Genomic DNA, 22195 nt, shown 5'->3' with positions numbered 1-22195 from the left:
CCGCCGCCTCCTCCGCCTCCTCCGCCAGAGGTGGTGCAGTGCTCGCCTGGGCCGTACATCGTGTTCTTCGAGTGGGACAAGTCGGACATCACGCCGCAAGCGGCTTCGTTGCTCGACAATGCGATCTCGCAGTACCAGAATTGCGGCAATACGCAGGTCATGCTGGCCGGCCACGCCGACAAGTCGGGTTCGCCGAAGTACAACGTCGGTCTCTCGCAGCGTCGTGCCGATGCGGTGAAGGTTTACTTCACGGCGCACTCGGTTCCGGACGGCGTCATCTCCACAGCGGCGTTCGGCGATACTCGCCCGCGCATCGAGACCGCCAGAGGCGTTCGCGAGCTGGAAAACCGTCGCGTGGAAATCAGCTACGGACCTGGCTCGGGCAACTAAGCCTAGTCTCGTACAAAACATGGAAGGGAGGTCAGCATCGCTGGCCTCCCTTTTGTGTGTCCGGGGCGCTTCGATCTCACGCTCGCTTGCTGCCCTTTGTCTGCTTGCTCCAAGCCTATGGGGTGGCAATTTGACGATGTTCGGCTAGAGCATCGCGGTGACACGGGCGGTGACGCCCGCAAACAATGGGATATCGGTCCACCATGCGTATCACGATGATTGGCTCGGGCTATGTCGGCCTGGTTTCCGGCGCTTGTTTCTCGGATTTTGGTCATGACGTGATCTGCGTCGACAAGGACGAGTCAAAGATTGCCGCGCTCGAGGCGGGGCGGATGCCGATTTTCGAACCTGGCCTCGACAAGCTGGTCGCAGCCAATGTCGCGGCAGGCCGTCTCACTTTCACAACCGATTTGAAAAGTGCAGTCGCGGGCGCAGATGCGGTCTTCATCGCGGTTGGTACGCCCTCGCGGCGTGGCGATGGTCATGCCGATCTGTCCTACGTCTTTGCCGCCTCGCGCGAGATCGCCGAAGCGGTGACTGGTCCGATCGTGATCGTGACCAAATCGACAGTCCCGGTCGGGACCGGCGACAAGGTCGAGGCGATCATGGCCGAAATAGTGAAGGGCCATGAGGTGGCGGTCGTCTCCAACCCCGAATTCCTGCGCGAAGGCGCCGCCATCGGCGATTTCAAGCGCCCCGACCGCATCGTCATCGGCACTGAGGACGTGCGTGCGATGCAAGTGATGCGCGATGTTTATCGCCCGCTCTATCTCAACGAGAGCCCGATCCTGTTCACTGGCCGGCGCACCGCCGAGCTGATCAAATATGCTGCCAATGCGTTCTTGGCGACCAAGATCACGTTCATCAATGAAATCGCCGATCTGTGTGAAGCGGTTGGCGCGAATGTGCAGGATGTGTCGCGCGGCATCGGTCTCGACAACCGGATCGGATCGAAGTTTCTTCATGCTGGGCCGGGCTATGGCGGGTCATGCTTCCCGAAGGACACGCTGGCGCTGCTCAAGACCGCCGAGGATTACGAAACGCCGGTGCGGATTGTCGAGGCGGTGGTGCAGGTCAATGATAACCGTAAGCGGGCGATGGGCCGCAAGGTGATCAAGGCATTGGGTGGCGCGGGCAAGGGTAAGACCGTTGCCGTGCTTGGCCTTACCTTCAAGCCCAATACCGACGACATGCGCGATGCGCCAAGCCTGGCGATCGTTCAGAGCCTGATCGACGCGGGCGCGACAGTGCGCGGCTATGACCCCGAAGGGATGGAGCCGGCCAAGGTGATGATGCCCGAAATCACCTATTGCAAAGACGCCTATGAAGCGGCCACCGGTGCCGATGCCGTGGTGATCGTGACCGAGTGGGACGTGTTTCGCGCGCTCGATCTGAAACGGCTCGCCAGCGTGATGGGCGCGCCGGTGATGGTTGATCTGCGCAACATTTATCCACCGTCGGAAGTCGAGCGGGCCGGATTCGCGTACAGCTCGATCGGGCGGTAAGCGAAGGCTTGAGCGCTCCCGGCGGGAGCGGCGGTTGACCTTGTCCTCTCGTCAATTCGGGGCAGGCGTTGACCGTGCCAGTGTTGCGAGGATGGCATCGGCACGCTGGCCGACAGTGCCTTTGTCGAGCACCGATACGTCATAACCACTGACCGGATAGGCAAGCAGCAAGCGCTGATATTCCGCGACGGCGTCGTCGAAGCTGTGGCGTCGCTCATGGTCGGTGACATAGATTTCCGGCCAGGGCGGTGTCAGAAAGACCGTATCATGGTAGCGCGGCAAGGCGTCGATGTCCGGGCCGTGGCCATCTGTCAGATGCTCGAGAGCGGCGGCGGCATCGATCACGCTGCGGTCGAAAAAGACCCAGCCCGGCAAATGTTCGGCGGCCGCACGGTCGGCCAGTGCCCTCTCGAGCGCGCGATGGGCGAAGGCGATTGCATCGACCCATGGCAGCGCCGATCCTTGGCGGCTCAATTCCTGTTCGACAATCCGCCGTCCCGGTTCATCGACAACGCCATGGCCGCGTTGCCCCAGTTCTCTGAGCAGCGTTGATTTGCCGCCGCCCGAGCATCCCGAAATGACCACGAAGCGGTTCATCGGCCCTTAGCTCCGCTCGGTGTCCACATTGTGCAGCGCGGTGGTCGCCGTGCCGAACACGGCAGCGCGAGCGCGAAGGGCTGCGTCGAGATAGGGCGTCTTCATGGCCATGAAACGCCGCGGGGTCATGCCGAGAAAGCGGTTGGCGTCACGCAGGAAATGCGATGCATCGTGATAGGTGGCGGCGATCAGCGAATAATCGGCATGGTCGCGAACCGCGAGCATTTTGAGGAACGAGCGCAGAAAGCGTGCGCGAAGCAGCAGGGTCTTGGGCGGGAAACCGAAATGGTGCGTCGCCAGCCGCCGCAACCGGCGAGCATCGATCCCGATCCGCGCTGCCGCGGTCGAGAGATCGAGCGTCCGGTCGTCGACGATCAGCGTCATCAACGCCCTGATCTCCGCTTCGCTGCGATCCGGCGGACCCATATGCTTCAGGAAAAAACGGTCGAGGATATCCTTCACATCCAACGCGCGATCGGACGTCCGCAAAAGCGAGACGAGCTCTCCGGTAATGTCCGCCGACATCATCGTGTCGAGCGGCACGATCCGGTCGCGATACTCGTCGGCTCGCCCGCGAAACAGTCGTGACCAGCCAAGCGGGGTGATCCCCGCACCGATCGTCACCCCGCCCGAGCTCGTGACCCGCATCGCCTTGCTGGTCGTGCCGTACAGGGTCGCCTCCGGCATCGGGTCGTAAATCGTCTCGCCAAGGGTCAGCGCGATGGGATTATCGGCGAGAATGACGCGGATTGCCGGCCAACTCGGCAGCATCCATTCGATCGCGCTGCCCGATGGACCCACATCCGAATCGAGCACATGATAGTCGGTGATATAACCGGTCAGACGCGAATCCGGCTGCTCGTAACGCAATGCGGTATTGGGCGGGAGGCCAAAGGACTCCGCCGACACACCTGGGGTGTGCGTGCCGCTTTCGATCATTCGAGGCTCTCGCGATTCTGCTGGCGGGATGGATATCTCGACGCCGGATCAATACCATGCCTTGAACATCTCGCGAGGTAAAGTGCGCTTTAGCCCGATTGCGCCGTCCCCGTCCGATGGGTAGAAGACCTGGTCGAGAAAGGCGGATCGGTATGGTTAGCCCGATCGCACCCACCGGGTGTTCTGGCCGATGCTATCGCATCGAGTCCCACGACCCTGAACGCCTGCGCTTCGTGCGTTGGCGAACATAAGGGTGTGGACCATGCAGCAACAGATTTCCGTCATCACCATCGGCGTTGCCGATCTCGCGCGCTCACGGCTCTTCTATGTCGGGGGCTTTGGCTGGACGCCGGTGTTCGAGAATGACGAGATCATCTTCTATCAGATGAATGGCCTGATGCTTGGCACCTGGCTTCAGCCGGGGCTCGAGGCCGATATGCAGCGGAGCGGGCTGAGCAAGCCGGGCGCCTTTGCGATGGCGCATAACGTGCCGCAAGCGGAGGAGGTCCAGCCGCTGATCGACCGCCTGGTTCGCGCCGGCGGCACGATGCTGCGACCGGGTGATGCGCCGGCCCATGGGGGATTTCGCGGCTATGTCGCCGACCCTGACGATCATGCCTGGGAAATCGCGTGGAATCCCGCCTGGTCGATCGACGCGAACGGGCTGGTGACCTTCGGGTTATAGCGCGGCGGCAAGCCAGTCGGGTCGAAGCGCGTCGCCGAGCGCCTCGACCCGGCGATGCTCGACCATCAGGCCGAGTTCCGGATAGACGGCGCGCGTCCGCTCGCCAGCCTCGCCCAGTGGCGCGACCACCAGGCGCCGGTTGACCTTCGATCGATGATGCATGCGCGCGGTATTTTCCTGGCCGACATAACAGCCCTTGGTGAAGCTGACACCGTTCAGTTCGCGGGCATTGCATTCCAGCCATAATGTCTTGTCGCTGCCCAGTTCGGCCAGACCCTCGGTCACGCCAAGCGACAATCGGTGGGCAAGCCAGCCGCTGGCGGGCGCGGAAGGTGGGGCGAGCCAGCGTTGCCCCAGTTCGGCCAGCCGGGGATCGGGCGTGCCCCTGTCCCGGTCCGCGCCATCGTCGCGCGACCAATGCACGGCCAGATTTGCGTCGCGGGCGATGACGATTGCCCGGCGCAAGCGATAGATCGACAGCCGCCGAACGAGCGCGTCGACCTGGTCCGCTTCGCAATCGATCAGCAGATCGTCGCCGTCGCTCCAAAGCAGGAAATCGAACAGCGCCTTGCCCTGCGGCGTCAGCAACCCCGCCCAGGCCGGGAGTGGCCCCATTGTGTCCGCGGTGATCAGGCCCTGCAGAAAGCCGTGGACATCATCGCCGGAAACGCGAATCAGCGCGCGGTCGGCCAGCATCGTCGGGGTGGTCTCGCTCATGACGAACAGGTAGGGGTGCGCAGGCTCAGGTGAAAGGGGCCCGAGCGAAACAAGCCCGAGGTAAAGAGCGATGGCGCAATTCGACCTTCTTCTGATCAACGGCACCGTTCATTTGCCGAGCGGGCCCGTGCAAACAAGTGTCGGCGTACGCGGTGGCAGGATCGTCGCGATCGGCGGCGCGGGCGATGCGGGCGAGACGATCGATTGTACTGGTCTCGATATCCTGCCCGGTGTGATCGATACCCAGGTGCATTTCCGCGAGCCCGGCCTGGTCCACAAGGAGGATCTCGAAAGCGGCGCACGCGCGGCGGTGCTCGGCGGCGTGACTGCGGTGTTCGAGATGCCCAACACCAAGCCCAACACGGATTCGGCCGAAGCGATCGAGGACAAGCTGGCCCGCGCGCATCATCGCATGTGGTGCGACCACGCCTTTTACGTCGGCGCGACCAACCATAATGCCGCGAGCCTGGCCGAACTGGAGCGCATGCCCGGTACGGCGGGGGTCAAGATATTCATGGGCGCCTCGACCGGTGACTTGCTGGTGGCGGAGGATGCGAGCCTCGCCGAAGTGCTGGCCTCCGGTCATCGCCGTGTCGCGATCCATGCCGAGGACGAGGCACGGATGAATGCGCGCGCCGGCGAGCGGGTCGCGGGTGACGCCTCGTCGCATCCGGTGTGGCGCGACGATGAAAGCGCGCTGCTCGCGACGCGGCGCATCCTGAAGCTGGCGCGCGCGGCGCGGCGGCGCATCCATGTGCTGCATGTGACGACGCCGGCCGAACTCGAATTGCTCGGCGCGAACAAGGACATCGCGACGTGCGAAGTGACGCCGCAGCATCTCACCCTGGCCGGCGAAGAAGCCTATCCGCGGCTCGGCACCTGGGCGCAGATGAACCCGCCGATCCGCTCCGGCGCGCATCGCGACGGCCTGTGGCACTGGCTCAACCAGGGGGTGCCCGACATTCTCGGCTCCGACCATGCGCCGCATACGCGCGAGGAAAAGGCCAAGCCCTATCCCGATTCGCCGAGCGGCATGCCCGGCGTGCAGACGATGCTGCCATTGATGCTCGATCATGTCGCGCACGGGCGCACGACGCTGCAGCGCGTGATCGATTTGACCAGCGCGGGGCCGCAGCGCGTGTTCGGCATTATCGGCAAGGGGCGCATCGCCATGGGCTATGACGCGGATTTCTCGATCGTCGATCTGAAAGCGCGCTGGACGATCACCGACGCGTGGCTCGCATCACGCTGTGGCTGGTCGCCCTTCACCGGCATGGAGCTGACCGGCAAGCCGATCGGCACGATCGTGCGTGGCCAGCGCGTAATGTGGGATGGGGCATTGGCCGAAGTCGCGATCGGCGAGCCGATCCGTTTCGAGGCAGTCGAGTTCGGCTGAATGGACGACGCGGCCTGCGTATCGAGCTGGGGCGAACGGCTTTCGATCGAACAGCTTCCCGACCCCGCTGACTTCGTCACTTTCACCCCGTTCATCCGCGGGGTGTTCAGCCAATGGCACGCCACGCCTTTCTCGATCGGGGAGCGGCATTTTGCGACCGCGGAGCAATGGATGATGGTCGCCAAGGCGGAGCTGTTTGGCGATGCGCCACGTGCCGCGGCCATTCTGGCCACCGCCGACCCATCCGAACAGAAACGCCATGGTCATTTGGTCGAGGGATTTCGGCAGGACGTCTGGGATGAATGGAAAGTCACCATTGTCTATGCCGGGAATCTCGCGAAGTTCCGGCAGAACCGGGGTGCGGGCCGCCAGCTTCGCGCCACCATGCCGGCCATGCTCGTCGAGGCCAATGCGCGTGACTGGATCTGGGGCATCGGGCTGACGGTCGACGATCCCGCCGCGCGCGACCCGACCCAATGGCGTGGGAGCAATTTACTGGGCCGCATCCTCACCAAAGTCCGCGCGGATATCCCTTCGGCCTGAGCGGCCCGCGTCACTTCGTCTCGGTAAACCGCTTCACCTTGACCGGAAGGTCCTTGCCCTTGGTGCGGCGTGAGGGGATTTGCACCGGATTCTTCTTCTTCCACTGCGCCCAGGTCATCGGGCCTTCGGGCGTGTCGATGATGGTGTCGTCGATCGAATCGGTCATCAGTTCGGATACTCCCGCCGTCGGAACGGCCAGCTGGTCACCCGGCCGGCAAATAATGCCCACCAGATGATCACCGGTTGAAACGCCAGACGCGGAATATGATACCATAGGCCCAGTGTCTTGCCACCGATCGCGATGCCGTCGACCGCATGTTTGATATTGGCGGGATAGACGCAGACCGCATAGGCGGCGAGCATCACGCCCGCGATCCAGCGCAGCCGCATGGTCAGCAGCGCCAGCGCCCCGGCAATCTCGCACAGGCCGGTGATCATGATCGTCTGGTGCGGGAAGGGCACCCAGCCCGGGGTGATCGCCAGGAAAGTCTGCGGCGAGCGCAGATGCGCAATCCCGGCGATCAGGTAAGCGGCGGCCAGCAACCAGCGGAGCAGCGTCCGGGCGCGCTCCACATTCGGCGACAGCGGGGCAGATGGGGTGGCCGGGGCCGTTCTTATAGCGGGAACCACTTCGATTTATGGCTGAACTTCATATAGCCGACATTGACGCCCTGGCGCCATCCGATGCCGAGGCGGATCGGAATGACGACGATGTCGCCGCGCCGCAAATATGTCGCCGCCAGACCGCCGACGAAGTAGAGCCGGCCCTCGCCCGACGGGAAGCGCCTGTACAGATCTTCCGAATCATGGAGGTTGTAGACCAGCGCGAAGACCTTGTTGCCGTCACCGCCCAGATCGAAGCCGACCGACGGACCGGTCCAATAGACCTTCTGCTGGCCCTCGACCTTATGGAACAGCTCGCCCTTGCCGTAACGCAAGCCGACGACGATCGCGCCCGACGCTTCGCTGCCGGCGATATAGGCGTTGGGTTCGCCCTGTTCCTTCAGCAGCTTCTCGAGCATGCCCGCAAGGCCCGATGTGCCCTTGCCGAACGTGCTTTCGGCGGCGCGAAGCAGTTCCTCACGCTTGAAGGTGGTCGCCGTCGCGGCCTCGGCCGCGGCATTGGCGCGGTTGGGGTCCGACTGCGGCACGTCCGATTGCGGCACGTTCGCCTGATACTGGGGCGATTGATATTGGGGCTGGTACTGCGGCGACTGAGACTGAGGCGATTGGTACTGGGGCGATTGATATTGCTGCGCCTGGTACTGCTGGTCGGCCGGATATGGATTGGATGGGCCCGGGTCGACCGGCTGGGACTCCGGATAGGATTGCTGTTGGTCGAGCGGAACGGGTGCGCTTTGAGCGCGCTGAGCGGGTGCCGATCGGGACAGATCGGAATCGATCGCCTGATTGGGATCGATCGTGCGCACTTGTGCGAAGCCCGCTGGCCCGGTGCCGAGCACCAGCGTGGTGGCGAGGATCGTCGATAACAACTTGCGCATGGTCTTACTCCCCCGGCGCGCCAATCACGAATCCTAGCGCGTGCCGTGATTGACCCGCAATGAACGCAGCGACGACCCGAGTCGATTTCGCGCCCAATGGCAATCAAAGACTCATTCACATATCTATCGAACGCGCTGTTGATCGGCGCGCGACCCCTCGCTATAGCCGCCGCTTGCCGCCAGGTCCGGAGACGTGGGTGAGTGGCTGAAACCAGCGGTTTGCTAAACCGCCGTACCGGGTTTACTGGTACCGAGGGTTCGAATCCCTCCGTCTCCGCCATAAAATCCGCCATGAGCGGCCGAACGCCGTTATATTAGGCACAACGCGTTTCAGCGTTTCCAGATTTATTCTCCAAACCTATGCGCGAATGGCGCGAACGGGTGTGATTTCCGGTAACGCACATCATCGATGGATTCCCACCCGGTGCATGTTTCGCGTGGGTCATGATCCATATCGTCGAGCAATGCGCTCCGGACGCTGAGCTATGGGCTTGGTGGGATCGAGTTGAACCAGCTTTGCCCCAGTGTGCTGCATCACGGTGACCACGTTCGGCCAATATTGGTCGGAAAGTGCGACGAACATTGTCACCTTCGACAGCGAACGATCGGGCAACTGCGAGGCAATCTTTCCCAAGACGGAAACGAGATTCGGCTCGGACAGCGACGCCAGCGCGACCTGGTCAGCATAGCTCTCCGTCAACGCATCGTGCACCCAGGTTTCCGATACGGAATAGTCCTTGGCGCCCGGCGCGCGCAGGACCGTCGTGGATGGCGTGTAGTCATCGCCGATCAAACGACCGACTGCCTCTCGCAGATAGTCGTGCCACTCCCGCTCCGCATTGACGTTGGGTCCGACCAGCGGCGCCAGGAATGCTGTCTTGGCGGTTGCCTCCGAAGCGATCTGCCGAGCGCGAACCTTACGTCCGGTTGCGAGCGCACCTTCCCAAGCTGCAGGATCGGTTGGCGAGACCTTAGCGTCAGCAAGATCGATGGCGAGGTCGATCATGGCCGGTTTTGGAGAAGAATCCTCCGAGGGGATAACGATCGGGATCAGCACCCGCCGGCCATCGGTAGAGAAACGCGGATCGCCACGCCATTGGATCGAACTGACCGAGTGGGGGAGAGCCGCTATATAATCCGCGGGGAGGACATCGGAGAGGGCGAAAGCGCGTACCAGCTTTCCGTCTTTGCCGTAGATGACCATGGCGTTCGGCCCGTAGCCAAGGCCGTGCCAATCGTCGAATGTGATCGCATATTCGCCATCGTCTCGAACGATCGCTGACACCGGCGCCACATCGTTCGCAATCTGACGCTTCCAAACCATCTGCCAACGCTTATTCACCAATCGTTCGAGCCGCGCTTCGGCGACATGCGCAGCACCTATTTTCTGTCCGGCGGAATCGACTTTGGCGACCTTGTCCTCGAAATAGCGTAGCTGACTGTCGAGGTCGCGCGGCGTGACCGTGATCCGAGCGAGGCCACTGCATGACGTGTATGTCGTCGTCGTCGGCAACATCCAACTGTCGGCGCAGGACGGGGCCGGCGTCAATGAAAGTACGATGGCGGCGATCGCCAGCAAACCCAGTGCGCGAATTATTCTCATCGGTGTGAACCCCCCGAGATACAATGTATCGTGCTGGGCGGATGCTTTGGCAATCCCACCTGTTTTCGCCTGATAATCCGCCCGTTTTTTTTATCGCCGGTCAAGTTGGATTTTCGTCGCGCTTTTCTGATTTATTCTCAGCAATTTAGTCGCTCCCCACCTGTTATTGAATAACAGGTCAATAACAGGTGGGAAAACAGGACCTGTGCATGCCGGAACAGGTGCGCTGACCGTCCGATTCGGCACGCTGTTTTTGCTGTTTTCGGACGGCAATTTTTTCGATGCTGTTAAGTTGGATTTCGAGCCGAAATTACCGGTGTCTTTTCAGCGGCTTGCGAGCGAAAATGCTGTTATTCAATAACAGCATGGAAACAGCATCATAACAGCATGCGCCGGACGCTGTTTCGCGCCGGAACAGCAGCCCGATTCCGTTTATGGTGTGCAGTCATATCAAAGAGCGGCGGGGGGGCCGTGAATGGGCCTGGTCCGGCGTCTGGTTGGCATGAAGCGGCGCGCGTTTGAATCGGTGGCGTCGGCTGTTGTCCCCGCCAATCGCCTATTCGGGCGGTGCGTTCCTGATCTTCTTTGCGAGGTTGGCGTAATAGGCAGCCGAACTCCGGCTTCCGGCAGCGGCGAAACGCTTCGATACGGTCTCGGCGGCGGCAGTGGCGGTGCGGAATACCGCCTCGTCCTCCGATGGGCGCAACCCGTCGCTGACCACGACATGGCGCTGTTCGTCGAACCGGATCGCGACCATCATCAGGCCGGATTTCAGCACCAGGACTCCATCGACGAGGCGGCCGTCCCGCATCCGCCCGGCGAAGAATTCATATGGCGCCGCCCGTCCCGAGCGCGTGACGCCCAGGCCGTCGGCCATGCCGTTCCGGCAGTCACCAAGCCAATGCCCGGGTGCGGTGGTCAGATCCGCCGGCATTTCCGCGCGGCATGGCTTCGCCGCCGCGATGGATGGTTTGGCGGGCGCGCCATTGGCCGATACCTGACACGCCGCGGCCGCTGCAAGCAGGCCGGTGGCGGCGATCGTCGGGATGGAAAATCTCAACGGCTTACTCCCGCCATCAATGCCCCGCCGAGTTCGAAATGCATTGGATCGGCGCGCCCCCGCGAGTGGTACCCGCCGCCCCAATACCAGCCCGCCCGGTTGAAATAGGGCACCAGCGCATCAAGGCCCTTGAGCGAATAGCTCGCGCCCAATGGGACCAATATGCCCCCGACGCGCAGATCGATCGCGCTTCCCCAGGCATGGTTCGATACCTTGGTCGTGCTGCCGCGCTGGAGCCGGTTGACCTCCATGCCCGCACTGCTCAGCAAGTTCAGCAGATCGGGCAGGTCGCGCCGCACCTCGGCCAGGATGGTGCGCAGGCTGGCAATCGCCGGACGGATCCCGGTGACGCGGAACGGGCCGACCGATTCAGTCGCGATCAGTGATTTGAGTTCGGGATTGGTGACCGGTTGGTCGTTCTGCGACATATGGGCGCTCGGCATGCCATCGAACCGGGCCACTTGCTCGGCGCTGGACGGTGATGAAAGTCCGACATTGACCGTTCCGGATGCCGGAAGCGGTGTCTTGGTCGTCCAATAGCTTGAGGCGCGTTGCGCGGGCGGCGCCATGGTCGCCGCCGCCGATGTGGCGATGACCGGCTGGGCGGGCGCGCTGGCCCGCGCCATTGCGGGAGATCGTTGCGCGGGGATCGGCACCGAGCGCGTCGCGCCCGCCGGCCCGGTGGATTGGGTCGGCATATGTCGCGTTGCCGGCGGTGGCGCGGCATGTCGAGTGGTGGCGTCGTGTGAATGCTGGCTCAGGCGGCGCCAACTGGGTCCATTCACATCGATCCGCCCATCGGGACGGCGCATGACGCCGCTCTGGAATCGTTCGATCGCCTGAATGGTGCGGCGGCCGCAAATCCCGTCGATCGGCCCCGGCGACACCGATGCGGCAAGGAGCGCGCGTTGGATGATGAGAACGTCCGATTTACGATTTCTGCCGCCAAGTCCAACCGATCCGTTCAAACCCTGCATTCGAACCTCCATCGTCAGAGGCTGCACCGCGTTGCCGCGGTATCCGCACGACCTCTATTCTGTCTCGGCCGACACGCCAGATGGCGAAGCTGCCCGGTCCATAGCGAATGAGACGGTCAACCGTTCCGTCTGGCCTGATCGTTATATGCGCGCCGGAATTCCCGGGCGAAGACGTCCATGAACGCTTCGTCCGAATCCTGGGCGACGCCGCCGAATTCGCGCTCATAGGTTTGCCATAATGTCGCATCGCGCGCGGCGGGCACGATGCGTTCGAGTACACCGGCGGAATCGGCACGAGCGCGGATCGCGGCGGGCGAGAACCGGTCGAGCGTTGCGCGCAATGCACCCTGCATCGCTTTCAATGTCGCCATCTGATGCGACTGCAATTCCAGAAAAGCGTCCTCCACCGCCTGGTCGGCCGGCATGAATCCGCGCTGCGGCGGCTCGATCAGCATCGCGAGCGCTTCATCGGGCGTGCGCGCGAACTTCAGCGGGTTATGCCCCTGCGGCGAAAAGGCGGTCGCCTCCGCGCCAAGCTGCGCTTTCGCCCGCGCCCGCGCTTCGACCATCACCACCAGACCCGCGACCAGTCGGTGAAACACGGCCCCCGCGCGGTCGAGCGCGGCAGCGGGGTCAGTGACGGCGTCCGGCGTCAGTCCCGCCGCGGCAAAGAACCGCGCGCCGTCAGCGCTCGGTGCGGTCGCGGTTGGGGCAACCGGGCGCGCGGCCGGCAGTGAATCGGTGGCCCGTGCGGGCGCGAGACCGAGCGGGTCGCTCGCCGGCTCGATCGGCTGGCCAAAGCCGCCGCGTGCCCAATCGACGACATTGCCCTCGGCAATCCGGCCCCAGACATCGTCGGGCGACGGTGCGGGGGGGCGATCGGGCGCAGCGCTCGACCAGCCCGATGCGGGATCGGGCGGCGGCGTCGGGCTCGACCAGACGGAGTCCACGGAAGGGAGCGCAAGCGCGCCGGTCGGCGCCCAGCCACTATTGCCGGCGGGTCCGGGGGAGCGATCCCGACCATGACTCGCCGGTTCGCGATGTGCCTCCGGCCGGGCGAGCGAGGGGCCCATTTCGGGCTGCCACCGACCAGTGTCGCGCGGCGGCGGGGGAGCGGCGTCCCACCCCCCCTGTGCCGGCCTGTCGCTTGCGGGTGGGGCGCCCCAGCCATCAGCGGCAGTCGGACCGCCTGTGTCGGCCTCCGTCCCGGCCGCATTGCCATCGTCCCAGCCGGTCCAGGCGCGGGGCGTGGGCGGGGCGCCGGCGGCTTCCGCGCTCCGCAACGACGCTTCCGCTTCACCGCTGAGCGTGGCGCGAATCAGATAGGGGCCGACTTGAAAGCGGTCGCCCTGGACGATGCGGTGCGGCGAGGACATTCGTTCGCTCGCGCCGTTGGCGAAGGTCCCATTGGTGCTGGTATCGGCGAGAATGTAGAAACGCCCGTCGAACGTCACCTCGAAGTGGCGGCCGGAAATATGCTTGGATGGATCGGGCAGGGGCCAGTCGCACGTCGACGCGCGCCCGGCGACGGCGCCGCGCCGATGCAGGACCAGTTCGATCGGCGCGCCGTTGGTAAGGCGGACGCTGTTCTGGATGGTCAGCGTGAGTGTCACGATTCCGCCAGTGCCGCCATGCCGCGTTCCGCCACGCGTTCGCCGAGATCGAGTGCACGGCGAAAGAAGGCATCGGCATCGGGGCTGCGATAGGCGGCCTGCTCGATCGCGCTGACGGCGAAGCGCGTACAGGCATGCGGCGGCGGCGTCAGGGGTGCGCCGGCGCCACCCACCGATCCGCCGGAATAGAAGACCGCCAGCCCCAGGAACCGTTCGGGTACAGGCTTGCCGATCGCTTCCGCGGCGTCGCGCGCCGCGTGGCGGTGCGCGTCGGTCGGCTCGCCGATCCAGCGCATCGCGCTATCCAATGCCAGCCGGCTGCGACGCGAAAGGTCGATCCGGCGCGATTCCTCGTCGAGCAAGCGGCCCGCCCAGCCAACCGCCTCGCGGCGGGGCAGGGCATGGCCGAGATATTCGACCGCAGTGGCGAGCGCGCCCGCCTGACGCAGTGCGAGATACCGGTCGCGCACGCCGACCGATGTGACCGGCCAATCGTCTTCGTCGGTTCCGATAAGGGCAGCGACTTGCCGCGCCTCGGTAAGTTTGACTGTAGCCCAGTCGCTCATGGCCAGTCGCTCATGGGCGGTCAGGCACCCCGATGCGGCCGGGCATCATGAGCCCCCCTCACCGGCGGCGGGGCCAAGCGGGGCGGCGCTGCCGAAGGTGGCCGGCGTGACTCCTTCGGGATTGATATTGGTCACCCCGCCGTTGAGCAGCAACGACGCGCCGCCGTTAAGCCGCGTATTGCCGGGACTGTTGATCGTCGCTTCCGCCGTGGCCTGGACCTCAACCACCGGGGCCTGGATCAGAATGCCTTCCGGGCTGATGATCACGATCGAATTCTTGACCCGGAGCGTGATCTTCGTCTTCGATTCGATCGACAATGCCTTGTCGACGAGCAGGGTGTCGGTGCCGACGACATGGACGCCGCGGTTGCGCTTGACCAGCTTGCTCTCATCGCGCCCAATGGTCGCGGTGCGGTCAAGCCCGACCTTGTGATCCTGATTGTGGCCGACATGATGAGTCTCGTCGAAGCGAATGCGGCTGTTCATGTCGCGTTCGGCGTGAAGGAACAGCTCCTCCTGTCCGCCCTTGTCCTCGAAGCGAATCTCGTTGGCGCCGGGCGCGCCGGTGTCGAGCCCCTCGCTCTCCGGATATTGCCCGGCCTCGCCATAGCGCTTGGTCCGCCACAGCGCGCGCGTCTTGTTCGCGGGCAGATCGTAGATCGGCATGTTCGAGCGGTTGAACACACGGCCGACGACCAGCGGCCGATCGGGATCGCCGTTGAGGAAATCGACCAGCACTTCATGCCCGACACGGGGTAGAACGAGATTGCCGAGTCCGCCGGTCTGCGACACGCGGATCCAGCAGGTCGATTGCTCGCCCGGCGTCTTGGCGCGGTCCCAGTGGAAGCGCACCTTCACCCGGCCATATTGGTCGGTGAAGATGGTTTCACCCGACGGTCCGGTGACGATCGCCGATTCCAGCCCGGTGACGACGGGGCGGGGCGAAATATGGGGCGGCTGGAACGAGGTCTCCGCGGGAATCGCCTCGAACCGCACGTTGAACGCATCTTCTTCCTGGTCCTGCGATCCCGACCGATAGCTTTCCGACGCGATGCTGTGAAAGGTCGAGGTGATCAGATAGCCCGCATTCATCCGCGCGGCGGGATGATCCTCGACATCGACCCGCGAACCGCAGGTCAGCGCGGCGGATTGCGATGTCCCGGTGAAGGTCCGTCGCCCGGCACGCTGGGCATCGAGCAGCACTTGCCCACGTTCCTGCCCGGTCTTCTGCTGTTCTTCGCGGCCGGTCTGTTCACGCGTGTAGCGTCCGGGATAGTGGAAGATCTCGCGATCGTCGCCAGGGTGAGCGCCCTGGCCGGTCGCTTCGGCGGTCAGTGGCTGATCGGGCGATTCGAAGTCGAAATCGCGATAGGTCACCTTGGCTTCGGCGGTGGAGCGGACGCGTTCGATCCAAGTTTGCAGGAAATCGCTCTGGTTCGAAAAGCGCGATTTCGAATCGGCCGTGAAAACGGAGACCGAGTTGGCGTTATATTTGAGCTTTGGCGGCTTGCCGGGCTGATGGCATTTCGGCCCCTCGCACAGCACCATCACATGGCGATCGGCATCATGACGGAAGAAATAATAGATTCCTTCTTCCTCCATCAGGCGCGAAATGAAGGCGAAATCGCTTTCCTTATACTGGACGCAATAGCCGCGCGGGACTCGCGGTTTTGACAGACGGGTATAATCGACATCGGAAATACCGGCGGCCTCGATCACCTGTTTGATGATCGCCACCACGGTCAGATCCTGAAAGATCGCCATCGCCACGTTCTGGGCGAGATAATAGGTCCAGGGCTGGATGGTCAGGCGGTAATGGTGGCCACTGGTGGTTTCCTTGCGGTATTCGCCCGCGGTGACCAGGCCATGGAAATGGCGCAGCAACTCCTCGTCCTCGAGCACCCCGAGCGAGGCGGGTTTGCCGAGATGGGGCTGCAGGTCGATTTCGAGCGGCGAAATGATGTCGGCATGAACGACGAATGGCCGTCCCAGTGTCTCGGTGCTCTCGATTCGTTCAAGCTCTACCTGCTCGTCACCGACATCGATTGACATCCGGGTGAGGCGCTGTGTCGTGTCCGGCACCGCTTACTCCTCTTTGTTGTCCATTCTTCCGATACTTACTGTGTCGGATGGAACCTTACAATGGCTCCAGCGTCTTAATCCAAGTCAAGCGGTGACCCGGGGCTGTTGCGGGTTGCTTCGACAGTATCGGGGTCTTAAACTTGGGGTCTGCTGAAATGTTACCTGGCTTGGAGATGGCCATGTTGGCGCGTTCGCTTATAATTCCCCTCACGGCTCTTTGTGCGTTCCCCGCGATCGCCCAGAGCGGCGGGGCAGCAGCACCTCGCGAAAAACCCAGCGTCGAAGGCTATCTCTGCACCTTCGCCGGCAAGTGCGACGGCGCGACGACGGAAACCGTCAGCCGCGATGCGCCCGTGACAAAGGGTTTCCGCCTGGCGCGTCCGGCGGTGGACGCCGCGGCCAGCAGCGATGGCGGGGGCGTGAATGGCGGGGGCGTGAAGCGCGTTGCCGGCCAGCCCGTAGCGGTAATGGTCCGCGGCAAGCCACGGAACGGCAACGCTTATGGCGCCGGACCCCGGCGTATTGCTGGCGCCGGAGCGGCGGCCGTGGCCGGTGCAGGGGCCATGGGCACGGTCGGTGCGGTGGGGCGGCCCCGCGCGGACCTGATGATCGGCTTCGATCTCAATTCCGCCAAGCTGTCGGCGGACGGTGTGACCGCAACCCAGATCTTCGCCAAATCACTGCTCACCCCTGAGCTGAAATCGAAGCGTTTCCTGATCGAGGGGCACACCGATCTGCGCGGCACGCGCGATATCAACATGGCGCTGTCGCGGGCGCGGGCAAAGGCCGTGGCCGATTATCTGGTGATCCTTGGCGTGCAACCGGAGCGTCTCCAGACGCGTGGGTTCGGCCCCGATGTGCCGCTTCCCGGTCATCGGTCGACCGATCCGACGAATCGTCGGGTCGAGGCGGAGCTGATCTCCTGAGTCCCGCCTCGTCCGGGCCTGATCGCCAGGCGGATATGGCGGCCCTTCTGGTGCCGCTTGCCGCGAACGATCCCGCAGGGCCCGACCTGTCCTATTCGCCCGAGCGCGGCGCGATCGAGCATGCCTTTGAGCGTGCCGCATCCGGCGCGGCCGATGATGTCGACTGGAAGGACACGGTCGCCGCGATCACGGGGCAGAGCCAGCTCACCAGGGATCTCTGGCTGGCCGTCTATCTGGCGCGGGCCGGCGCGCGGTCGAACCGGCTGACGCTGGTCGAGGATGGCTGTCAGGCGCTGGCCGGATTGATGGAGTCCTTCTGGGATGACGTTCATCCCAAGCTTGAGGAATATGGCATTGAGGGGCGCAAGGCGCCGTGTGAATCGCTGGTCCGGATCGGCGAGTTTATCGGACCGCTTCGGCGTGTGGTGCTGGTCGAGCACGGGCGATTGGGCAGTTTTTCGGGCGAGGATTTCGAACGCTTCGCGCGTGAAGGGGAGTCCGGCGACGGTTATGGCCAGTTTCGCGCGGCGATCGCCGATACCCCGGTCGAACAATTGCAGGCCATTATCGACCAGTTGAACAATATTACCGATGCATTGACGCGTGCCGATGCAGTCCTTTCCGAACAGGCGACCAATGCCAACCAGACGGGGACCAATTTCGAGCCGACTTATGAAGTTCTCGAATCGATCCGCAATGCAGTCCTCCCTTATGTGACATTGTCCACCGGCGCGGGTGACGGCGCGGCCCTGGAGGCTGAAGAGAGCGGCGCGTCGGATGGCGGGGGCGGCCGCAGAGCCGGCCGGCCGGCCGGTCGCGCGATAGAAAGCCGCGAGGATGTTGCGCGCGCGCTCGATTCCGTGATCGATTATTATGTGCGACGCGAACCATCCAGCCCTATTCCTGCAGCCCTGGGCCGAATTAAAGGTTGGATTGCAATGGACTTTATGGCGTTATTGAGAGATATATCGCCTAACGGCGTAGCCGATGCGGACGGGGTGCTACGCGCGCGGATCGAGGAGAATGGTCGTTCGGATATGATGTGACTTGCCAGGATCGCGGGGCAGCACGTGAAGACGACACCAGCCAAATACCAGTCAGTGTAAGATTAAACAGGGATGTGACACCTATGGCGATCAAGAGCGGACAACGCTTCATCCGGGAAAATCGGAAACCGCGGGTCCATATCGAATATGAAGTCGAAACTTATGGCGCGCGCCAGAAGGTCGAACTGCCGTTCGTGATGGGCGTGATGTCGGATCTTTCGGGTAAGAGCCTGAAGGACCGGAAAGCGGCCGAGGCACGTGAGTTCGTTGAATTCGATATGGACAATTTCGATCAGCGCATGGAGGCGATCGCGCCCCGCGTCGCTTTTGCGGTCGACAACACGCTCGGCGGCGATGGCGGTAAGATGGCCATCGACCTCACCTTCAAATCGATGAACGATCTGTCTCCGGGCGAGATCGCGAAGAATGTGGAGCCGCTGGCCAAGTTGCTCGAGGCGCGGACTCAGTTGGAGGATCTGCTGTCGTACATGGACGGCAAGAACGGCGCGCAGGATTTGCTTGATAAAGTGCTGAAGGATCCGGCGCTTTTGCAGGCTATTTCCGCGGCCAAGACGAAAGCCGAGTCCGGCGGTGGAACCGAAGACGCCGCTTAATCGTATTCCCTCAATCGCAATCGGAGCCGACTATGGCGCAAGAAGCGCTGCATCAAACAAGCGGGCAGCCTCAGGTAGATGAAGCTGCGCTGGACGATTTCCAGGCGCTGCTTCAAAAGGAATTCAAGCCGACTGACGATGTGCGGAAATCGCGCATCGAACAGGCGGTGCAGACTTTGGCCGAGCAGGCGCTTCACAACGCCCAGATCATTGGCGGTGACGTCTTCGCGACCGTCGACGCCCTGCGCGCGGCAATCGACCGCAAGCTGACCGAACAGATCAACCAGATCATCCATCACGAAGAATTCCAGAAGCTGGAATCAACGTGGCGTGGGCTCAACTATCTCGTCATGAATACATCCACCGGCAAGGATCTGAAGATCCGGGTGATGAACATGTCGAAGGAAGAGTGCCGGCGGATGTTCCGCCAGTATCGCGATGCCGCGTGGGACCAGAGCCCGCTGTTCAAGAAGATTTACGAATCCGAATTCGGTCAGCTGGGCGGGCAGCCCTATGGCGCGTTCGTCTGCGATTATTATTTCGACCACTCCGCGCCTGATCTGGAGGTCATGAAGGGCCTGTCGCGGATTGGCGCCGCCGCGCATGCGCCGTTCATCGCCGCGGCGGGGCCGTCGTTGCTGGGCATGGAGAGCTGGACCGAGCTGTCCAATCCGCGCGATCTGGGCAAGCTGTTCGATGCGACCGATTATGCCGCGTGGCGGACCTTCCGCCGGACCGAGGACAGCCGGTATCTGGCGCTGGCGTTGCCGCGTTTCCTCGGGCGTCCGCTTTATGGCGCCAAGACCGATCCGGTCGATGAGTTCGATTTCGAAGAGGATGTCGGCGGCGAGCATGACCAGCATCTGTGGCTGAACGCGTCCTATGCGATGGGCACCCGGATCACCGAGGCGTTCAAGACCTATGGCTGGACGACGCGCATTCGCGGCGTTGAATCCGGCGGCACGGTCGAGGATTTGCCGACGGCGATGTTCCCGACCGACGATGGTGGCATCGACCTGAAATGTCCGACCGAAATCGCCATTTCCGATCGCCGCGAAGCCGAGCTCGCGAATGCGGGGCTGATGCCCTTGCTGCATCGCAAGAACACCGATCAGGCGACCTTTATCGGCGCGCAGACGGTTCACCGTCCGGCCGCCTATGACAAGAAGGAAGCGACGGCGAACGCCAATTTGTCCGCACGGCTTCCCTATATCTTCGCCAGCTGCCGCTTCGCGCATTATCTGAAATGCATGGTGCGGGACTGGGTCGGCGGTTCGCGTGAGGCGGAGCAGTTGCAGCGCGATCTCAACAACTGGGTTCTGCAATATGTCGATGGTTCACCAACGACATCGAACGATGAAACCAAGGCGCGCCTGCCGCTGAAACAGGCGCAGATCGAGGTTATTCCCGACGAAGAAAATCCCGGATTCTATCTCGGAAAGTTCATGTTCGTACCGCATTATCAGCTCGAAGGCATGGATGTGACATTGAGCATGGTCTCACGCCTTCCCAAGACGTCGGCCTGAAGTCGGCAATCTAACGTAGTGTATCAGTAGCTTAGGCGCACACAGGAGAAGTATGATGGCAGTCGATCTGTTTTTGAAAATCGATGGTATCCAGGGCGAATCGCGCAAGAAGAACCACCAGGACGAGATCGATATCATTTCGTTTGATTTCGGTGCGGTCCAGCACGGCTCGTTCCACACCGGCGGCGCCGGCGGCGGATCCGGCAAAGCCGAGATTTCGGACATTCGAATCCAGAAGCAAGTCGACAAGGCCTCACCGTTGCTGTTCAAATCCTGTGCTTCGGGCAAGCACATCAAGGAAGCGACGATCTATTCGCAGAAGGCTGGCGACGGCAATCAGCCGCTGACCTATTACAAGATCAAGCTCGAGGACATCATTGTCTCCGACATTCACAATAATGGTTCCTCCGGTGGCGACAACATCATGGAATCGGTGACGCTCAACTGCGCCAAGGTGACGTTCGATTACCAGGCTCAGAATGAACAGGGCGGCAAGGACGGCGGCGTCGTCACCGCCTATTACGATATCCGTCAGAACGAGGCGGGCTGATCCGCCCCGGTCGTCCGTTGAGCGCGCGATGAGCAACGCGGACGACTTTTTGCGGTCGGGCGACCTCGATGGTGCGCGTCGCGTGCTGATCGAGGACGTCCGCCGCAAACCGGGCGATGTGCTCACACGCCTGTTCCTCTTCCAATTGCTTTCGGTCCGTGGCGAATGGGACAAGGCGGCGACGCACCTTGGCGTGCTGGCGCAGCTTTCCCCTGAGGCGGCGATGCTGGCGGTCGTCTATGGCCAGGCCATCGCCGCCGAGCGTGAACGCGAGGCGGTTTTTGCAGGCACCTCGACCGCGATGGTTCATGGCGGGCCCTCCTGGGCTGACGGTGTCGCCGATTCCATTCGATTGATGGCGATCGGTGACGGGAAAGCGGCATTGACCGCGCGAGACGAGGCCTTTGAGAAAGCGCCGGATCTGGCCGGCACGATCGACGGTCAGCGGTTCGAGTGGATCGCCGATGCGGATGTCCGGTTCGGTCCGTGCATCGAAGCGATTATCGGCGGGCGATACGGGCTGCTTCCGTTCGACGCGATCGCTGGATTGAAGAGCGAAGGACCCAAGGATCTGCGCGATGTTGTCTGGTATCCGGTCGAGATCGCGATGAAGGCGGGTCATTCGGTCGCCGCGCTGATCCCGGCGCGCTATCCCGGCGTCACGGACGATGCCGCCGAGCAGCTTGGGCGTGCGACCAATTGGCACGATGGCCCGAATGGACAGACCGGATCGGGCCAGCGTCTCTGGTCGCTTTCCGACGGGCAGGATTGCGAATTGTTGTCGGTGCGTTCGCTCGTGCTGGATTGATCGGATCGACATGGCCGTCACTCAGCGACTGACCCCGACATTGTTCGACAAGCTCGTGGCCGATCTCGATATTTCGGGAATGCGTGACATGAGCGACGAAGCGCCCGAGGTCGCGCGCGAGAAATTCCGTTATTATTCGGTGCCGCGGCTCGAGCGATTCAATGAAGCGGCGCTGCGTGCCACCATTCGCCGTGATCTGGCATGGCTGTTCAACACGACGAACCTGGAATCGCTGGTCGATCTGGAACCCTATCCTCAGGTCGCGGAATCGGTGCTCAACTTCGGACTGACCGATCTGGCGGGTCGGACGCTGAATCGTCGTGCGGTGCTGGCGCGGGCGCGCGAGATCCGCCGCGCCATCCGGTTGTTCGAGCCGCGCCTCAATCGTGAGGGACTGACGGTCGATCCGGTCGATGACGATGATACCCCGCATGCGCTGACCTATTTGATTCAAGGCGACATCACGTCCGCCGCGCAGGTCATGCCGGTCAAATTCCGCACTGAGGTCGAGGCCGAAACCGCGACGGTGAATGTTCGTGAATAGGCGTTC

Annotated in this window: 24 protein-coding genes and 1 tRNA gene; 13 read left to right on the top strand and 12 right to left on the bottom strand. The window is 62.9% G+C overall.

The window, feature by feature from the left end; all coding sequences use genetic code 11:
* Both OO12_RS23235 and OO12_RS23230 read left to right on the top strand, forming a co-directional pair.
* Positions 1 to 390 (top strand): OmpA family protein (locus OO12_RS23235; protein ID WP_034161156.1); only part of this gene is annotated, 390 nt, incomplete at its 5' end.
* Between the two features lie 203 nt (positions 391 to 593).
* Entirely contained in the window at positions 594 to 1895 is a 1302-nt protein-coding gene (locus tag OO12_RS23230) for a UDP-glucose dehydrogenase family protein (protein ID WP_034161155.1), read from the top strand.
* Positions 1896 to 1946: 51 nt separating this feature from the next.
* Here the strand turns inward: OO12_RS23230 and OO12_RS23225 are convergent, their stop codons facing one another.
* Positions 1947 to 2492 (bottom strand): AAA family ATPase, encoded by a 546-nt coding sequence (locus tag OO12_RS23225; protein WP_034161143.1) that lies wholly within the window; start codon positions 2490 to 2492, stop codon positions 1947 to 1949.
* Positions 2493 to 2498: 6 nt separating this feature from the next.
* On the bottom strand, positions 2499 to 3431 hold the full coding sequence (locus tag OO12_RS23220; RefSeq protein WP_034161142.1) for an AraC family transcriptional regulator: 933 nt from the start codon (positions 3429 to 3431) through the stop codon (positions 2499 to 2501).
* A 262-nt stretch (positions 3432 to 3693) separates the two neighbouring features.
* Between OO12_RS23220 and OO12_RS23215 the strand changes: the two genes are divergently transcribed.
* Positions 3694 to 4116: a VOC family protein gene (locus OO12_RS23215; RefSeq protein ID WP_034161141.1), complete on the top strand. Its 423-nt coding sequence runs from the start codon at positions 3694 to 3696 to the stop codon at positions 4114 to 4116.
* On the opposite strand, the gene ygfZ is transcribed toward OO12_RS23215, so the two are convergent.
* A complete protein-coding gene (gene ygfZ / locus OO12_RS23210; RefSeq protein WP_034161140.1) occupies positions 4111 to 4833 on the bottom strand; it encodes a CAF17-like 4Fe-4S cluster assembly/insertion protein YgfZ in 723 nt (240 codons plus the stop codon). The genes OO12_RS23215 and ygfZ overlap by 6 nt on opposite strands.
* A 70-nt stretch (positions 4834 to 4903) precedes the next feature.
* Between ygfZ and OO12_RS23205 the strand changes: the two genes are divergently transcribed.
* On the top strand, positions 4904 to 6229 hold the full coding sequence (locus tag OO12_RS23205) for a dihydroorotase (protein WP_034161139.1): 1326 nt from the start codon (positions 4904 to 4906) through the stop codon (positions 6227 to 6229).
* Complete coding sequence (locus OO12_RS23200; protein WP_052216219.1) at positions 6230 to 6772, top strand: NADAR family protein; 543 nt, start codon at positions 6230 to 6232, stop codon at positions 6770 to 6772.
* Between the two features lie 10 nt (positions 6773 to 6782).
* Here OO12_RS23200 and OO12_RS28955 read toward each other — a convergent pair whose 3' ends face one another.
* From OO12_RS28955 to OO12_RS23190, 3 genes are read right to left on the bottom strand one after another with little or no spacing between them, the layout of a single operon-like run.
* Entirely contained in the window at positions 6783 to 6938 is a 156-nt protein-coding gene (locus tag OO12_RS28955) for a hypothetical protein (protein WP_200887545.1), read from the bottom strand.
* Entirely contained in the window at positions 6938 to 7345 is a 408-nt protein-coding gene (locus tag OO12_RS23195) for a DoxX family protein (RefSeq protein WP_152616618.1), read from the bottom strand. Before OO12_RS23195 ends, OO12_RS28955 begins: the two co-directional genes overlap by 1 nt.
* Before the next feature lie 41 nt (positions 7346 to 7386).
* Positions 7387 to 8274: a DUF1134 domain-containing protein gene (locus tag OO12_RS23190; RefSeq protein ID WP_034161138.1), complete on the bottom strand. Its 888-nt coding sequence runs from the start codon at positions 8272 to 8274 to the stop codon at positions 7387 to 7389.
* A gap of 187 nt (positions 8275 to 8461) precedes the next feature.
* Between OO12_RS23190 and OO12_RS23185 the strand changes: the two genes are divergently transcribed.
* A tRNA-Ser gene (locus OO12_RS23185) sits at positions 8462 to 8554 on the top strand.
* 162 nt (positions 8555 to 8716) lie between these two features.
* Here OO12_RS23185 and OO12_RS23180 read toward each other — a convergent pair.
* The 6 genes from OO12_RS23180 to OO12_RS23155 all read right to left on the bottom strand — a co-directional run bounded on the left by OO12_RS23180 (position 8717) and on the right by OO12_RS23155 (position 16175).
* A complete protein-coding gene (locus tag OO12_RS23180) occupies positions 8717 to 9853 on the bottom strand; it encodes a hypothetical protein (protein WP_152616617.1) in 1137 nt (378 codons plus the stop codon).
* Positions 9854 to 10433: 580 nt separating this feature from the next.
* A complete protein-coding gene (locus OO12_RS23175) occupies positions 10434 to 10937 on the bottom strand; it encodes a hypothetical protein (RefSeq protein ID WP_034161136.1) in 504 nt (167 codons plus the stop codon).
* Positions 10934 to 11914, bottom strand: coding sequence for a M15 family metallopeptidase (locus tag OO12_RS27225; RefSeq protein WP_052216218.1), 981 nt, complete (start codon positions 11912 to 11914; stop codon positions 10934 to 10936). The genes OO12_RS23175 and OO12_RS27225 overlap by 4 nt, the downstream gene beginning before the upstream one ends.
* A 116-nt stretch (positions 11915 to 12030) precedes the next feature.
* Positions 12031 to 13527 carry a type VI secretion system-associated FHA domain protein TagH gene (tagH, locus tag OO12_RS23165; RefSeq protein WP_034161135.1) on the bottom strand — a complete coding sequence of 499 codons (1497 nt, stop codon included), beginning with the start codon at positions 13525 to 13527 and terminating at the stop codon, positions 12031 to 12033.
* Positions 13524 to 14093 carry a DUF6931 family protein gene (locus OO12_RS28765; RefSeq protein WP_052216217.1) on the bottom strand — a complete coding sequence of 190 codons (570 nt, stop codon included), beginning with the start codon at positions 14091 to 14093 and terminating at the stop codon, positions 13524 to 13526. The genes tagH and OO12_RS28765 overlap by 4 nt, the downstream gene beginning before the upstream one ends.
* Before the next feature lie 45 nt (positions 14094 to 14138).
* The gene (locus OO12_RS23155; protein WP_034161134.1) at positions 14139 to 16175 is read right to left on the bottom strand and encodes a type VI secretion system Vgr family protein; all 2037 of its coding nucleotides are present in this window, start codon (positions 16173 to 16175) and stop codon (positions 14139 to 14141) included.
* 179 nt (positions 16176 to 16354) lie between these two features.
* Here OO12_RS23155 and OO12_RS29195 point away from each other — a divergent pair, with 179 nt between their 5' ends.
* The 7 genes from OO12_RS29195 to tssE are packed head-to-tail and all read left to right on the top strand — an operon-like array spanning position 16355 to position 22189.
* A complete protein-coding gene (locus tag OO12_RS29195) occupies positions 16355 to 17101 on the top strand; it encodes an OmpA family protein (RefSeq protein ID WP_160296891.1) in 747 nt (248 codons plus the stop codon).
* Between the two features lie 35 nt (positions 17102 to 17136).
* Positions 17137 to 18147: a type VI secretion system protein TssA gene (locus tag OO12_RS23145; protein WP_034161133.1), complete on the top strand. Its 1011-nt coding sequence runs from the start codon at positions 17137 to 17139 to the stop codon at positions 18145 to 18147.
* A complete protein-coding gene (gene tssB, locus OO12_RS23140) occupies positions 18144 to 18761 on the top strand; it encodes a type VI secretion system contractile sheath small subunit (protein ID WP_235364983.1) in 618 nt (205 codons plus the stop codon). Before OO12_RS23145 ends, tssB begins: the two co-directional genes overlap by 4 nt.
* A gap of 32 nt (positions 18762 to 18793) precedes the next feature.
* Positions 18794 to 20287, top strand: coding sequence for a type VI secretion system contractile sheath large subunit (gene tssC / locus OO12_RS23135; RefSeq protein WP_034161131.1), 1494 nt, complete (start codon positions 18794 to 18796; stop codon positions 20285 to 20287).
* A 55-nt stretch (positions 20288 to 20342) separates the two neighbouring features.
* Positions 20343 to 20837 (top strand): Hcp family type VI secretion system effector, encoded by a 495-nt coding sequence (locus tag OO12_RS23130; RefSeq protein ID WP_034161149.1) that lies wholly within the window; start codon positions 20343 to 20345, stop codon positions 20835 to 20837.
* Positions 20838 to 20865: 28 nt separating this feature from the next.
* Positions 20866 to 21645: a type VI secretion system accessory protein TagJ gene (locus OO12_RS23125; RefSeq protein WP_034161130.1), complete on the top strand. Its 780-nt coding sequence runs from the start codon at positions 20866 to 20868 to the stop codon at positions 21643 to 21645.
* 10 nt (positions 21646 to 21655) lie between these two features.
* On the top strand, positions 21656 to 22189 hold the full coding sequence (tssE, locus tag OO12_RS23120; protein ID WP_034161129.1) for a type VI secretion system baseplate subunit TssE: 534 nt from the start codon (positions 21656 to 21658) through the stop codon (positions 22187 to 22189).
* Positions 22190 to 22195 lie beyond the last annotated feature (6 nt).

The organism is Sphingomonas sp. ERG5 (assembly GCF_000803065.1).
GTDB lineage: Bacteria > Pseudomonadota > Alphaproteobacteria > Sphingomonadales > Sphingomonadaceae > Sphingomonas.
This window is presented reverse-complemented; position numbering and strand designations above follow the sequence as displayed.